This is a genomic window from Albibacterium profundi, assembly GCF_042159835.1.
GTDB lineage: Bacteria > Bacteroidota > Bacteroidia > Sphingobacteriales > Sphingobacteriaceae > Albibacterium > Albibacterium profundi.
In genome coordinates this window covers 113,527-128,369 of record NZ_JBBVGT010000001.1, presented here as the reverse complement: position 1 = coordinate 128,369, position 14,843 = coordinate 113,527, and the positions used below count along the sequence as shown (strand labels likewise).

At 42.0% G+C, this 14,843-nt stretch carries 13 protein-coding genes; 4 read left to right on the top strand and 9 right to left on the bottom strand.

The window, feature by feature from the left end:
* Position 1 precedes the first annotated feature (1 nt).
* Positions 2–631 carry a carbohydrate-binding family 9-like protein gene (locus WKR92_RS00595; RefSeq protein WP_375555899.1) on the top strand — a complete coding sequence of 210 codons (630 nt, stop codon included), beginning with the start codon at positions 2–4 and terminating at the stop codon, positions 629–631.
* On the opposite strand, the gene WKR92_RS00590 is transcribed toward WKR92_RS00595, so the two are convergent.
* The 9 genes from WKR92_RS00590 to WKR92_RS00550 form a co-directional block, all read right to left on the bottom strand.
* A complete protein-coding gene (locus tag WKR92_RS00590; protein WP_375555898.1) occupies positions 628–1,476 on the bottom strand; it encodes a universal stress protein in 849 nt (282 codons plus the stop codon). The two genes, WKR92_RS00595 and WKR92_RS00590, sit on opposite strands and share 4 nt — an antisense overlap.
* Before the next feature lie 56 nt (positions 1,477–1,532).
* Positions 1,533–2,885, bottom strand: coding sequence for an alkaline phosphatase family protein (locus WKR92_RS00585; RefSeq protein ID WP_375555897.1), 1,353 nt, complete (start codon positions 2,883–2,885; stop codon positions 1,533–1,535).
* An 8-nt stretch (positions 2,886–2,893) separates the two neighbouring features.
* Positions 2,894–4,114: a metabolite traffic protein EboE gene (eboE, locus tag WKR92_RS00580; RefSeq protein ID WP_375555896.1), complete on the bottom strand. Its 1,221-nt coding sequence runs from the start codon at positions 4,112–4,114 to the stop codon at positions 2,894–2,896.
* Positions 4,108–5,292: a 3-dehydroquinate synthase gene (locus WKR92_RS00575; RefSeq protein WP_375555895.1), complete on the bottom strand. Its 1,185-nt coding sequence runs from the start codon at positions 5,290–5,292 to the stop codon at positions 4,108–4,110. The genes eboE and WKR92_RS00575 overlap by 7 nt, the downstream gene beginning before the upstream one ends.
* A gap of 16 nt (positions 5,293–5,308) precedes the next feature.
* On the bottom strand, positions 5,309–6,193 hold the full coding sequence (eboC, locus tag WKR92_RS00570; RefSeq protein WP_375555894.1) for a UbiA-like protein EboC: 885 nt from the start codon (positions 6,191–6,193) through the stop codon (positions 5,309–5,311).
* A gap of 10 nt (positions 6,194–6,203) precedes the next feature.
* Complete coding sequence (locus WKR92_RS00565) at positions 6,204–7,190, bottom strand: TatD family hydrolase (protein ID WP_375555893.1); 987 nt, start codon at positions 7,188–7,190, stop codon at positions 6,204–6,206.
* 39 nt (positions 7,191–7,229) lie between these two features.
* Positions 7,230–7,925, bottom strand: a complete 696-nt coding sequence (locus WKR92_RS00560; protein ID WP_375555892.1) for an EboA domain-containing protein — start codon at positions 7,923–7,925, stop codon at positions 7,230–7,232.
* 29 nt (positions 7,926–7,954) lie between these two features.
* Positions 7,955–8,278 carry a transmembrane 220 family protein gene (locus tag WKR92_RS00555; RefSeq protein WP_375555891.1) on the bottom strand — a complete coding sequence of 108 codons (324 nt, stop codon included), beginning with the start codon at positions 8,276–8,278 and terminating at the stop codon, positions 7,955–7,957.
* Positions 8,279–8,349: 71 nt separating this feature from the next.
* Complete coding sequence (locus WKR92_RS00550) at positions 8,350–10,008, bottom strand: M1 family metallopeptidase (RefSeq protein WP_375555890.1); 1,659 nt, start codon at positions 10,006–10,008, stop codon at positions 8,350–8,352.
* Positions 10,009–10,221: 213 nt separating this feature from the next.
* On the opposite strand from WKR92_RS00550, the gene WKR92_RS00545 reads away from it, so the two are divergent.
* The 3 genes from WKR92_RS00545 (at position 10,222) to WKR92_RS00535 (ending at position 14,819) form a co-directional block, all read left to right on the top strand.
* On the top strand, positions 10,222–11,223 hold the full coding sequence (locus WKR92_RS00545; protein WP_375555889.1) for a hypothetical protein: 1,002 nt from the start codon (positions 10,222–10,224) through the stop codon (positions 11,221–11,223).
* A gap of 151 nt (positions 11,224–11,374) precedes the next feature.
* The gene (locus WKR92_RS00540; protein ID WP_375555888.1) at positions 11,375–14,041 is read left to right on the top strand and encodes a PQQ-dependent sugar dehydrogenase; all 2,667 of its coding nucleotides are present in this window, start codon (positions 11,375–11,377) and stop codon (positions 14,039–14,041) included.
* A gap of 43 nt (positions 14,042–14,084) precedes the next feature.
* Positions 14,085–14,819 carry a tyrosine-protein phosphatase gene (locus tag WKR92_RS00535; RefSeq protein ID WP_375555887.1) on the top strand — a complete coding sequence of 245 codons (735 nt, stop codon included), beginning with the start codon at positions 14,085–14,087 and terminating at the stop codon, positions 14,817–14,819.
* Positions 14,820–14,843 lie beyond the last annotated feature (24 nt).

The following is a 14,843-nucleotide window of genomic DNA, read 5'->3' as shown; positions in this document are numbered from 1 at the left end:
CATGAAAGCCCTTAACGTACGTTTTATTGAAGAATTAGTTGCCGATAAAAATCAGTTGCTTAAACTAGCCGAAGTCCTGCCGGAAAATAAAATAGATTGCGTCTCTTGGAAGGGGTTTCCATACCGACCGAACGTTACATTTAAAATAGCTCAAAGTGCAAGCGCACTATTTATTCGTTTTGATGTTGAAGAGAAAGCATTGCGAGTAAATAATTTTGCTAGTAATGAACCTGTGTACGAAGATAGCTGTGTTGAGTTCTTTATATCTTTTCGTGATCAATATTATTATAACCTTGAATTTAATGCAATTGGAGTCGCATTGGTAGGCTATGGAACCAAGGATAAGGACAGCCGGAAACGACTAACTGCGGAGCGTATCAGCCAGATCAAAACGTATTCACATATTTCAAAAGATGCGGGGCAAGATGTCAAATGGAATCTGATGTTATACATTCCTTTAGCGCTATTTGAAGAAGAAAAAATATCGACGCTGAAAGGTAACTCGTATACAGCCAATTTCTATAAATGTGGAGATGAGCTTCCTGAACCCCATTATGTATCTTGGTCGCCAATTCAAGCAGATGAACCTAATTTCCATCTGCCTGAATTTTTCGGTACGTTGATTTTTTAGCTTTTAAAATTTACCTGTTTATTGAAAACGAGTAAAGGTACCTGACTTTTAAACGAAAGAGCTTCAGCCATGCTCGACAAGAAAAGCTTTTCAAAAAAAGTACGTTCCTGATTGGTGAACAGCGCTACCATCGATGGTTTTGTTTTTTCAATCTGTTCTTGCAGGTTCTTGATCATCGAGTTATTAATATCTGCCTTTTTCTTCCGAACTTTCACCGGGTAGCCTGCTTTAACATCAAGCTTCTCCAGTTCACCTTCATTTTCGAGGGTAGAAGGTGTAGAAAAATGTAGTACCTCAACTGAGAGGCCTCTAGGTTTTGCAAATTTCAGAACCGTATCAAATTCCTTTTCAAGGTTTTCTAGATCGGTTGAGTACAATATATTTCTCAGTGGTTTCGAACGGTAGTCTTTTGGGACGGCTATAACGGGAACAGGTGATTTGGTAATTAAATTCCCTGTATTCGTTCCTAAAACTTTGTTCAAAAAGCTGGCACCGCGGGTGCTAATGACTATAAAGCCAACGTCTTGATGCTTCTTGCAATAGTCAATTAAGCTGATGTCCGCTTTTATACCTTCCGCAATTTCGCAGGTATACTCACCTTCATCTTGTTTTAAACTACGATATACAGCAGCGACAAAGCGTTGAAGCTTGTCACGTAGTTTTTTGATTTCCTTCTGTTTATGCGCCTCATAATCAGCTTCTTTAATTTCTTTTATCGGTCTTTCGATCACCGTTGTATGAACAAATACCAAAGGTGACTTATTCCGGGCAGCCAAGCGTATTGCAAAACGGAGGCCCGACTTGGAGTTATTAGAAAAATCGGTAGGAACTAAAATCTTTTCCATGCAAAGTCAATTTTTATTGTAAAGATATTAATTAAAGATACTGTTTTTTATACATTCTAACGATGTAATTCATTCCAGATAATCGTATAAATGTCGACCGCTTTGATTTCATCATCGCTTTGAGCTTCGCTGGTAATCAGAATCGGATGATACTTCTCCTCCGTCTCAGTACTTCCATGCGAACCCTTGATCAGCGTAGCATCTAAGGGAACGATATCTAAAACATAACGGAAGCCCAGCTTCTTACGTAATAGCTTATACGCAGCACGCAGTTTCGATGTCATAAATACTTCCACCGGATCGTACCCTGGTTTCTTATGAATATCGACACAACGGGCATAGTCGGGTGCTAGAGCATCATCAAGCCAGAAGTAGTATGTAAACCAATGATCCTGGTCGGACATGATAACGAAGTCGCCCGAACGTTCATGATCTATATGATGTGCAGCCTGGCCTTCCTTGTCAAGTATCAGACTGACACCCGGCGTGCTTTCTAAGATTCCTTTCACTTTTTCTCGTACCGAATCGTCGTTGATATACACGTGGGCTATTTGGTGATCTGCTATTACAAAAGCTTTTGATTCGCCCATGTCCATCAATTCCAAGCCCCTTTCCATTCTGATTTCAAGAAGACCTTCGCGCCGGAATGTCCTGTTGAGATGAATAGGATGATTAGTTGGAGCGATACCATATTCCGAGAGTAAAATGATGTTCGCGTTTTTTCTTTCGTAAAACTCTACCAGATCTTTAATAACGGTGTCAATCTCTTTTAGTTCTTTCGCTATTTTGTTAACATCGGGTCCAAACTTCTGCTGACAATAGTCCAGATGAGGCAAGTAAATCAGCGTTAGGGTAGGGTCGTATTTGTCATCGGTTATTTTCGATGCGTCAGCTATCCATTGCGTCGACTCAATATTGGCACCCGCTCCCCAGAATTTAAACAGAGGAAATTGTCCCAATGTGTCCTGTAGTTCATCTCGCAACGAGGCAGGTTTAGCATAGCAGTCTGGTATTTTACGACCGTCAGCTAAATAATTCGGTCGCGGAGTACATGTATAATCGGCTGTACTATACATGTTGTACCACCAAAACATTTGCGATACCGTAAAAGTCGGATCCTCGCGTTTGGCGCGATCCCAGATGTTCTCAGCTTGTACTAGTTTGTTCGATTGCTTCCAGAACTTTTGTTCATTGTCCACACGATCGTACCAGCCATTTCCAACAATACCATGCTCTGATGGCCACTTGCCCGTCAGGTAAGTAGATTGTACCGAGGTAGTCACCGCCGGTAACATAGGCTTAATAGTACGCAAATGCTTTTTTTCGCTATATGCTTTTAAGAAGGGGGTATGTTCACCTATCACTGATGTGGAAAGACCCACAATATCAATGACAACTGTCTTTTTCATAGTAATTCTTATTTCGTTAGTTCATCACGTACCCAGGTTAGCTCGCGTATAATCGAATTTTCCAAGGGTAGCTTAAGATCTTTGGGCAACACATTCCACGTATAGGTTTCTACCTCAATATGGGCAGTCCGACGCTTTTCTTTATGTAGATCCAGTACTTTTAGTATATCCTGTTGTGTTGATTCCAATAGCTCGTATTCCGACAAAAATACCGGGACATGGAAATGTGCTCGCCATTCGGTAGCGTCCTGAGTATCCGGATGGTCGGCATCGGCTAATGCATCCGGCAAGTCTTTATATCTTCTTATTTTGCCTGTATCCGTCTGAGCGATTACTTGATGCAAATATGTAGGCTCATCAAATTCGGCGAAGGCTTGCGTAATCAATTTTCTCTTTCTAGGTTCTTTCGGAAAGTTAGCCTTTAAGGCTGCACTAATCTGAAATTTCCCAATCAATATTTGCTCTGCCTCAAGCTTTCTCATCATTTCTTCATGGTCTTCATAACCTAACGCAAAATGACAGACATCATAACAGAGCCTGACATGAGTTTTGATTACTTCGTCCGCTTTATCCTCATCCAGATTAAACTTATTCTGGAAATGCTGTCGACCGATAGGGATCAAGTACTCGTGGTACCAATTTAAAAATTCGTCACCTGTCTCTAATAGGCCGTCTGGCTCTGGTTCTATATCTAAATGTAAGATCTTATCGCTAACGTGTTTAATACGATATAATTGTTCCACAACCTCTATAATATTCCTAGTTGCCACCTGTGTTGCAATTTTCTTCGTTTCCTCCGTTTTGAACCACCTGCGATAACTAAGTGGAGATGTAGATATACCGCCATCCATTCCGTCAGGAAGAAACTTAGCTAAGATGCCGATGAGTCTCAATGTATAGAAGAGGCGATCAGTACTTGTCCAGTCTGGACTATGCACATTCTCCTTAACCTCTTCATGATGGAACTCCCCATAAGGAAATCCGTTCATAGTAAAAATATACATGTCATTGGCATCGAGCCAATTTGTAAACTCTTGGAAATTCTCTTCGCTTTGAAGCTCGTGACTGGCCCTGTTTGAAATACGTAGTCCAATACCGAATGCTCGATCCGGTGACAGCCGCTGTTTTACCTTCGGTAAGTTGGTTTTCAGTGCGTCGAAATGCTCTTGCCAGCCGTCACCAGCGTGGATATTTGTACAGTAGCTTAGATGGGCCGAGTCTACTAGCATGATAAGGGTTGTTTTTGTTGATTAGGAGATTCTTGTGCATTCCGCAAAATCTGTGAAGCCTTCATGATCAACTGCGCATCCAATTCGTGAACCTCATATCCAGTGCCGATCGACTTTAATAACATAATGGTCAGTCGCCCGCCCAAATGTTCTTGAAATTCACGTAAACCAGCAAATATAGGATCATCCGCACTGGTTAAATTCATGTATTCATGACTTAGCGGTAATCCGATCGTTTTAAGCAATGTAATGACACGGTTCGTCTCTGTTTCCGACAAGCTGCCAACCAAGTTTGAATATACAGTGTCCAGTGCAATTCCCATCGCTACCGCTTCTCCATGTAAGACTTTAAAATCTGTTATTTGTTCGAGCTTATGCGCACTCCAATGTCCGAAATCCAATGGTCTGGAAGAACCAAATTCAAATGGGTCACCTCCAGCGATATGATCCATGTGGAGCTCAGCACAACGTTTAATCATGTACTGTGTGGCTTCTTTATCACGGTTGGCTAGTTGCTCTGCGTGTTGTTCCAGCCAATCAAAAAACGCCGCGTCCTTAATCAGGGCTACTTTGATTGCTTCGGAAATTCCAGATACCCAATCACGGTCACTCAACGTCGTTAAAAAGTGATAATCATTGAAAACAGCGAACGGAGGCACGAATGTGCCAAGAAAATTCTTTTTCCCTTTATAATTAACCCCATTTTTCACACCAACACCCGAGTCATCTTGAGAAAGAACGGTTGTAGCCACCCGAATTAATTTTATACCTCGGTGAGAAATTGCAGCCGCATAGCCCGTCAGGTCGAGTACAGAGCCGCCGCCAATGCCTACAATATAAGAGTGACGATCGATACCGTGCTCATTAACAGCATCAATAATGGTCGTTAAAAATCGTTCTTCGTTCTTTGCAATTTCACCACCAGCAACAATCACTTTCTCTGGCACCAGTTTTACATACGGATTGTCTTTGAAATACGTATCGATCTGTTCACCAAGCTTCGGAAAGTGTATCGTAATATTTTCATCAATAACAAAGAGGATTTTCCTCATTATACCTTCTTCGTGTACACTTTCCAATAAATCATTGAACAGTCGGTTCTCAAGACTAAAAAGAAATTCCGTAAAAAATACTTTATAGCTAAACTGTACACTAAAGTCTTGTTGTATATAATTCATAACGTCTAAAACAATATTAGGTTACCGCAAACTGTTTAGATAACCAAAGAGATATCGGCAATAAAAGTACTATTAATACTGCCAAGATCCAGTGACCTGCGGCGGCTGCCCAGGCTCCATTCATTAATATTAAAGCAATGACACCTGCTTTAACTGATTTACCGATAGCGGATCCTGTCGGTTGTTGGATTGCTTTCAGTAGAGGTCTGTACACCATAAACGCAAAACCAAGTAGAAATGGTATCGCTATCAGTAGTTTCTGCCGATCCCACGCAAAGCCTAAAATCATTAAAATGACTAAACCATAGAGTAGCGCTGCGAAATAAAGCGGTTTCCTATCGCTGCCATGCACCTCACCGCGACTAATCATGGTAATTGCTGATATGTAGATAATAGGAACGATAGCAATATACCATAGATCAAAGACCATTGCTGGAAGAATACTCACACCGAGTAAGAGATTCAAACCGCGACAAAGCCCCATATTGGGCGGTCCCAATAACGAATGATGTTTACCCCATCGGTTATATACCAGTGCCGCAGTTGCTGTCAAGATCGCTAATACAAAAGCCGTGTTGTTCACCAATAACGCTGCGATAATACCCATAGCGAGCAGTCCAGTACCTAAACCTGTGGCTTCCTTCAATGAAATCCTACCACTCGGTATCACTCGTTCCGGTCGTTCTACTTTGTCGATCTCAAAATCAAATACATCATTAAAGACAATACCGCCTCCATATAAACCAATAGTCGAAATACAGAGCCATATCACATCAGCCATTGGTATGGCTGCCGATAACGACAAGATGCCTGATATCGCGATTCCAGCTAATACATCCGCTATTGACGTGACAATATTGGCGGGCCGCATTAGTAATAAGTAAGCGTGTAATCTTTTCAAAGTGAATGTCCTACTTGATAATGATTGATGATTTATCAGGACGAGGTTGCTGGCCACCACGTAGAATCGTGTTGCCTTCAAATTTCTGACTTTGGTCAATCGTATCATCACTTAGGAAATCGGCCTCATCCAGTTGCCCACTTTTGCCAAATGCGGCAATCGCGTTCTTATAGGTGACTAACTCAATATCCTCCTTTGACACGCCCATCGCTTTCATCAGTGCAGCCGTTTTTGGTACCGCCAACGGGTCGCTAATTCCCCAATCAGCCGCAGAATTAATCATAATTCTCTCGGAGCCGTACTGCTTCACAAGCTCAACCATCCGTTCGTTGCCCATTTTAGTAAATGGATATATGGTAAACGCTGCCCAAAACCCACGGTCTAAAACCTCTTTAACAGTTTCCTCATTGTTATGATCAATGATCACATAGGATGGGTCAATACCATGTTCGATAGCGATATCCATGCTACGGGTAGTACCTTGTTTTTTATCACGATGGGGAGTATGTACTTGAACGGGCATCTCTGCATCCTTTGCCAACTCAAGCTGCTCTCTGTAAAAACGATCTTCCGCAGCTGTCTGGTCATCAAAACCAATCTCACCAATACCAACTACACCTTCTTTGTATATAAAAGAGGGGAGAAGCTCCATTACCTGTTCCGCCAATTCAATATTATTCGCTTCGCGGGAATTTAAGCCAATAGTACAATAATGCTTAATCCCAAACTGCGAGGAGCGGAAGCGCTCCCAGCCGATTAGGCTGTTATAATAATCTTTAAAACTTGATAGGCCTGTTCGCGGCTGACCCAACCAAAAAGCTGGCTCTATAATTCCGACGATACCCGCATCATACATCGCCTGATAGTCATCAGTCGTCCGCGACGATACGTGTATATGAGGATCGAAGAACCTCATGCCTTGAATATCATTTAAATTAAGAGGAGTACTCTCTCCAAAATTCTTTCTGTCTTCCCCTATAGAATGGCTGCTACACATGATCTTTATTTTATTGTCTGTTTTATTTTATCTTATTATCTATTGCGGCATCAGATTAACAATCTCCCAGAGTTTGGGATTAATCTCTCGGCCAGCAGAACTGCGTTCATCTGCATAATCCTGCAATGCCTTTACCAGTTTTTCATTAACTCGTTCTTTCAATCCAACAATCCTGGATATATCTTTTTCCGTAAAGAAAGCCTTTAAAACCAATTGGTTCCAAGCTTCTTCATCCAGATATTCTGCCGGATATGGGTTGTCCATGATCACTGCATCCAACACATAACCTATATTGCTGCGAATCCCTTCGGCACATTGCTCTCGCCAGTACTCAGCATAGGCTAATATCGGCAAGGAAGCATAGAGCGTGGCAAGCTCATTCATATCCGCATTGCTAAACAGGCTTTTAATCTGTTTCGTATACTGGTCTTTGTCAGATGCGTTAATCTGCATTACCAACCAAACCCTAACCAGTCGCCGTACCGACCAATGTGAAATTGAAAGTTTCGGTATCACGGATGAAATTTCCGCCATTATTTCGCCAGAAATATTTAGCGGTTCATTTTTTACTTTTCGGGTTACCATCGCAAATGCTAATGGGAACTTATTAAAAGAATCCCTTCCTTGGGCTACTTCTGCTTTTTCTTTAATCCATGGAAGAGCAAGCTCGTTTACATGCTGTTCAATCAGCGAGCTAAATAGTTGGTTTAATTTATCGAAATCGTAGGTATACATGTTATTATTATTTTGACCTTGAGCCCTTCCTATGCATACAAATAATTAATAGCTAAGGCTCCCGTAATAATCAAAAGACCAAAAAACTCTCTTGTCTTCTCAATATATGGTTTCGTTGCCTGCATGCTCTCAACAATACTTTGTCTTTTATACTTCGTAAACCAGTCCAGCACACCGTCTTTCGAGAAAAAAAGAAAAATCGCATAAGCACAGTAAAAACCCATGACGAACAAATAGACCGTTGGATAAGTTAGGTCAAATACCACAAGGCCACAAAGAACGGCAGCGATCACGTAAATCCCTACCCATAACCAGGAGTCTTTATCATTCAAATTGAAATATGCGAAAAGCATAAAGCTCAGAAAAAAAATGATATTTAAAATCATTAAGAACATACACTCAAATATACTAAATATTAATTTTTTTAGTTAAACAGGACGCCAATATAATAATTAAAGACGTCTACTTCAATATCACCTTTCTCAGCGCCGTGTAAAATTATTTCAGAAAAGTCTTGATCCAAATCGAAGAATTTATAATCACCACCCTTTACCCGTATTTTTACCGGCATGGCAAAGTCATCCACCTCGGCTATCCAGCGCGCGTAAAGCTTACCGTCATCCCATTGGAATTCCAATGTAGGGATGCCCGTATGTTGTATATACTGCGCAAAAATAGGATCCATGTCTATTCCAGACTTTTCTGAAATATAATCGACAAGATCTTGGTAGTCAATAGTTTTATGATAGAAGTCCTTGTTTAGGCCTCTCAGTATCCCTCGCCATTTATCATCATCATCAATCATGGTTCTAAGCATATTCAAGAACACACCACCTTTAACATACATATCACCAGAACCACTTTTGTTCACTCCATAAGGGCCCTGTATAGGTCGGTCATTGAGTATGCCCCTCCGGTTACCATGTACGTATTCTTGTCCAGCTTGCTTACCAAAAACATAGTCGATATAAATGGATTCAGAATAGTTGGTAAATGCCTCATGAATCCACATATCAGCTAAGTCTTTTGCAGTAATATTGTTACCAAACCATTCATGTCCGCTCTCATGGATAATGATAAAATCCCACTTCAAGCCCCATCCGGTGCCAGACATATCACGACCTAAATATCCGTTGCCATATTTATTGCCGTAGGTAACCGCACTTTGATGCTCCATTCCTAGGTAAGGGGCATCGATCAATTTATAGCCATCTTCGTAGAAAGGATAGGGGCCGAACCAATATTCGAAAGCTTCCAACATCGGATCCACGTTCTTGGGAAAGTGCTCTTTAGCTTTCTCCAAATTTTCCCTAAGCACCCAGTAGTTTAAATCCAACTTTCCTTTCTCTCCGTCAAACGTATCCTTAAAATGAACATAATCGCCAATGTTCAATGAAATCGAATAATTATTGATTGGGTTGCTCACAAACCAGTCGTATCGCATATAGCCGTTCTTTAAATCGGTTTTACCGCGTAAACGCCCGTTAGATACATTGACCAAATCTTTTGGAACCGAAATACTGATCAGCATACTGTCCACTTCATCCGCTTGGTGATCTTTATTCGGCCACCAGCTACTAGCACCTAAACCTTGGTTGGCAGTCGATACCCAGTCCTTTCCTTGCGAGTCTTTTGCGAATACAAAGCCGCCATCCCAGGGAGCGCGTTTAGCGATGATTGGGTTTCCTGAATAATAGACACGAAATGAATCAATTGTTCCTTTTTTTATCTGCGACGGGAAATCGACAAACACCGCATTAAACTCTCTTGTGAACGGAAGTTCTTGGTCTTTGTATACTACCTTCTCAACCTCTAAGTTGTCGAAGAGATCAAACTGTAGGCGATCAAAATCTTCGGTTGCCCGGAACCTAAACAGGTTAGATCCACTGATAAAACGCTTCTCGATATCTACAGTCACATCCAAATGGTAATATTGGATATCATAGGCCGTCCTCAAAGGTGTTAAGGAGCCGCGGAGTGAGTCTGCTCGTGTGAATTTTTCTTTATGGACAAGCAATTGTGCTGCACTCGGCAAAGATGAGAGCAAGCTGACCGTCAATAGTAAACAGAAGATCCTTTTCATCCTTCAAAAATCGCAATTTAATTCGATTTTAAAAATCAAAGATCATTGTCGCAATCGCCCTTCCTATGGGGGGTATTTACTAACATTGTTAGATAGATCGGCAAATATTATGAAATCATCGGAAGGTTTACAATGTTTGTCGCATTTCGGTTTACGAGGTAATAAAACTTGTGAAAGGAAATACATTTATTAATAAATTCAAACTATACAATCATGAAAAAAATTAAGGTGTTATTAGCACTACTGCTGGTGGGCCTTTTTGCAGGATGTTCTAAAGAGACCCTGCTTTCCGACGAAAAAAACGTGGACGGGAAAGTCCGCGTTGCTTTTACTGTTAGTGGTTTTGAGCATGAGCTCTTGCCTTTTCCAAATCCAATAATCGCTTCAGCCGAAAAAGGAGTGTTTTCGGCTACAGGTGGATCGGGTTCTACCGATATCCGAGACTATATTGATGTGTTGGATATTTACGTTTATCATGGGGGAACCGGTGCCGAGTTGGTAGATCATGTAAAGCAATATGCGACTGACGAGGAATTTGGGGTTTACGAAACGTATATCGACACTACAATATATCGAAGCGTTATTCGTCTTGCTTTTCATGGCGCAAAGCTAGATGGAAACACGGACACGGAATGGGTTAAGGTTGATAAGAGTCTAACGTCAGGTGTAGGTTTTACCCCTTACGTGAGCGATGCTTTTTCAACTTTTGTTCTTGGTGTAAAGCTAGTACCAGAAGGGGTCGAGTCCAGCGTCATTCTTAGTCGTTATGTTGGCCGGGTTGATTTAAATATCGAAGAGGTCATCCCTGAAAGCGTTGGCTATATTGAAGTAACGATTGCGAACACAGCAAAATACTTTAGTCCGTTCTACGAAGAAGGCTTTACCGAGATTCAAGGAGAAGGTGATCCGACTCACAATACTATTAAAAGAATTAAAATAAGCGAGGAGCATATCGCGAACCGTTCAATACAGGAACAAATCTATTTTATTCCTAAAGAAGAGAAAGGAAGCGAGCCTACTCAAGTAACGGTGAATGTTGCTGCCTATGACATCGATGGAGAACTTATTCGCGAGATCAGCGTTCCAGATGTCTCTATTCAGGCAAATAAAGTAACCAAGCTCAAAGGCACTATTTTCACAATACCCAATATCTTGCAAGAGATCGGCGTAGACACCGAATGGGACGGTGAGTTTCCCGAACGGGAATTCGAGTAAATACAAAATAAACGTAAACCGAAACAAAAAAACAGCCCGATCATCATAAACGATCGGGCTCTTTTTTATAGCCAATCGTCATATTCTTGTAATTTAAATTTCATTATTATATATTCGTGCCGCGTCTATTAAGCATAGAACGACAATCTATATGAATTATTCAAATATCCTTGCCAAAAAGCTAAGCTTTTTTATGCTAGCGCTTTTCGTGGTTTCTTGTGCTCCTGACACAAATAAAGAACCGATTAAAAAGCCAGAAGATAACCGTTTTACGAAGATTATTTTGTCCGACGACCTGAATGAGCCTATGGAGCTCGCCGTGGCGCCCGATGGGAAAGTGTTCTTTATCGAACGGCATGGGCAGTTCTCTAAATATGATCCAAATACCGGAGAAACTACATTGCTTCACACTTTTGAACTTCTCCCTGAAGATCCTGAAGAAGTATTTGGTAACGGTTTAATGGGCGTGACACTTGACCCAGACTTTAAGGAAAACAGATTTATCTATTTCTATTATACACCGGACAAGCTACCTGCTCGCCAGAACCTTTCTCGCTTTGTTTTGAAAGAGAATGACGAACTTGATATGTCCTCTGAAATCGTAGTTTTAGAGGTGCCTATCGAGCGAGAAGTTAGTGCCCATACTGGTGGTTCGCTTGCGTGGGACAAGGATGGCAACTTGTATCTTTCTACTGGTGATAACACAGTGCCGTTTGCATCAGGCGGTTATGCGCCAATCGACGAGATTGAAGGACGGATTACCTTTGATGCGCAGCGCTCGTCCGGAAATACGAACGACCTCCGTGGAAAAGTTATAAGAATACATCCGGAAGCGGATGGAACGTACACCATTCCGGAAGGAAATCTATTCCCTGAAGGAACAGAAGGAACTAGACCAGAGATATTTGTCATGGGTACGCGTAATCCGTACCGGATCTCGGTCGATCAGGAAAGCTCGATTCTCTATTGGGGTGAAGTGGGTCCAGATGCTGGGAACGATGGCGATAACGGTCCTCGTGGTTATGATGAAATCAATCAAGCGAAGCAGGCGGGTAATTACGGTTGGCCGTATTTTGTGGGCAACAGCAAGCCTTATCCGGACTATAACTTTGAAACCAAAGAGCTTGGTGATTACTTCAATCCAGAAAAACCTATTAATGAATCGGTTAATAATACTGGGTTAAAAGAATTGCCTCCTGCACAAAGTGCACTTATCTGGTATCCATATCAGAAATCAGAAGAATTCCCGCTCGTAGGTGAGGGTGGAAGAAATGCCATGGCGGGACCGGTTTACCATTTTGACGAGGATCTGGAATCATCGGTTAAGTTCCCGGAATACTATGATAAAGCGTTATTTATCTACGACTGGATGAGAAGTTGGGTGTTCGCTGTGCGACTTGATGAGAACTATAACTTTGTGAGCATGGAACGCTTTATGGAGAGCAATGGCGATTTCAGACGACCGATGGATCTGGAAGTTGGTCCCGATGGAGCATTTTATATGCTTGAATACGGCTCCGTATATGGTATTGATAATGTGGATGCTCGCTTAGTTCGGATTGAGTACAATGGCGGCAACCGTGCACCGGAATCATATCCTGCGGCATCAGACACCGTAGGAACTGCTCCTCTAACCGTGACATTCAATGGGGACAATAATTACGATCCTGATTCGGACGACGAACATACCTATCAATGGATTTTCGAAGGAACTGAAGTACAGTCGACTGAAGCGTCACCTTCTTATACATTTGAAGAAAACGGCGTTTATCAGGTTAAACAGATCGTTACAGATGCGGCAGGAGCAGAGTCGACGGGAATCATTGAAATCAAGGTGGGTAATACCTTGCCAGTCGTAACTATCAAAACCGAAGGCAATCGCAGTTTCTTTTTTGATGACAAGACATTGCCTTATGAAGTGACGGTTGAAGATGCGGAAGACACAGAGATTATTGAAGATCGAGTGCATATTAGTTTTAATTACGTTCCGAAAGTGTCTCGCCGAAAAAACACACCGGGCCATCAAATGCCAATACCGGTACCCTTGGGAGAAAGTCTGATCCGTGCAAGCGATTGCCAGGCTTGTCATCAGTGGACCGAGGAGTCGGTTGGGCCTAATTTCATACAGATTGCGCAGCGTTATCAAGATCAGGATGTTGTTGGCCAACTTGCCAATAAGATCATTGAAGGTGGTAGCGGTAACTGGGGTCAGCATTATATGAATGGCCACCCTCAAGTGTCTCAGAATGAAGCTAAAGAAATGGTGCGCTACATTCTTTCGCTTGCAGGACAGGCTGAACTCTTTGATCTGCCAAGACAAGGTGCCGTGCCTCTTAATAAACACCAAAAACAAGGTAAACGCGGTCGTTATGTACTGAAAGCATCATATACTGATGGAGGAGGGGCAATTGTTCCGCTAACCGGTCAAGACGCCTTGGTTCTACGTTCCAATGTTGTTGAAGCTGAGGATGCGGATGAGCTTAACAACATCGGTCGCACCAATGAGCAATTGGGTAGTATTCACAATGGTTCTTGGTTCATGCTGAAACAGATCGACTTAACAGGCATTAAGCAAATCACATATAACTATTCTTCCTTAAACATTGATGCAACGTTAGAAGTACGTGTAGGTTCGCCAACGGGAGATGTAATCAGCACGTTCGATTATAAAAATACGGGCGACTGGAGTAAATTTATTGAGCTAAGCGCGCCAGTAAACGATCCCGGAGGCATTAACGACTTGTACTTTGTCTTCAAGAAAGATCAGGAACCGAACGAACATATCTTTACATTGGATTGGCTGTCTTTTGATCGCTAATAAATTTTATCCTCTATCTTTGCAGAAAAATAAGGAAGGTTAGATGTTCTCGATATTTAATAAAAAGACAAGCTTTGCGATTGGTGAGATTTTAAGGACGGATATGCATTCGCATATCCTTCCTGGTATAGACGATGGGGCCGATAGTGTTGACGATTCGATCGCACTCATCGACGGACTCATTGCGCTGGGCTATCAGAAGTTGATCGCCACACCGCATGTTATCAGTGATATCCATCCCAACACACCCGATAGTATCGAGAGTGCTTGGCAACTTCTTCAAGCTGAACTCAATGAAAAGGGTGGGTATACCATCCCGATCAGTTTTGCTGCGGAATACATGCTGGATGAAAACTTTCCGACACTGATCGAAGGCGAGAAGCTGCTTACGATGGGTAATAACATCGTGTTGATCGAGACGATGTTTATGGATACGCCGCCCAACTTAGAGAATATCTTATTCCAGCTTCAAACCCATGGTTATCAACCCTTGTTAGCACATCCGGAACGCTATCATTATGTCGATAAAAGTTTCTCCAGGTTAGAACCCTTTATGGATCGCAACTGCCTGCTTCAGTGCAATGCGCTTTCCTTCATAGGTTATTACGGCCGCCGTGAACAAGACTTGGCCTTGCGTATGCTGGATGCCAAAATGATTGATTTTATTGGTTCGGATATGCATCATACCCGTCACCTGAAAAATATGCAGCATTTTACAGTGCCCTCTAAAGTTGCAGGGCAACTGGAAGCAATTGAATACAAAAACCAAACGCTTTAAAGATTCGTTTCACCTGCTAATTCT

Bases quoted from the DNA above. Each gene is read 5' to 3' on its own strand.
- WKR92_RS00565 (WP_375555893.1), bottom strand. From the start codon at position 7,190: ATGTGTAGCAGCCATTCTATAGGGGAAGACAGAAAGAATTTTGGAGAG.
- eboE (WP_375555896.1), bottom strand. From the start codon at position 4,114: ATGCTAGTAGACTCGGCCCATCTAAGCTACTGTACAAATATCCACGCT.
- WKR92_RS00535 (WP_375555887.1), top strand. From the start codon at position 14,085: ATGTTCTCGATATTTAATAAAAAGACAAGCTTTGCGATTGGTGAGATT.
- WKR92_RS00590 (WP_375555898.1), bottom strand. From the start codon at position 1,476: ATGGAAAAGATTTTAGTTCCTACCGATTTTTCTAATAACTCCAAGTCG.
- WKR92_RS00575 (WP_375555895.1), bottom strand. From the start codon at position 5,292: ATGAATTATATACAACAAGACTTTAGTGTACAGTTTAGCTATAAAGTA.
- WKR92_RS00585 (WP_375555897.1), bottom strand. From the start codon at position 2,885: ATGAAAAAGACAGTTGTCATTGATATTGTGGGTCTTTCCACATCAGTG.
- WKR92_RS00540 (WP_375555888.1), top strand. From the start codon at position 11,375: ATGAATTATTCAAATATCCTTGCCAAAAAGCTAAGCTTTTTTATGCTA.
- WKR92_RS00560 (WP_375555892.1), bottom strand. From the start codon at position 7,925: ATGTATACCTACGATTTCGATAAATTAAACCAACTATTTAGCTCGCTG.
- WKR92_RS00595 (WP_375555899.1), top strand. From the start codon at position 2: ATGAAAGCCCTTAACGTACGTTTTATTGAAGAATTAGTTGCCGATAAA.
- WKR92_RS00545 (WP_375555889.1), top strand. From the start codon at position 10,222: ATGAAAAAAATTAAGGTGTTATTAGCACTACTGCTGGTGGGCCTTTTT.
- WKR92_RS00550 (WP_375555890.1), bottom strand. From the start codon at position 10,008: ATGAAAAGGATCTTCTGTTTACTATTGACGGTCAGCTTGCTCTCATCT.
- WKR92_RS00555 (WP_375555891.1), bottom strand. From the start codon at position 8,278: ATGCTTTTCGCATATTTCAATTTGAATGATAAAGACTCCTGGTTATGG.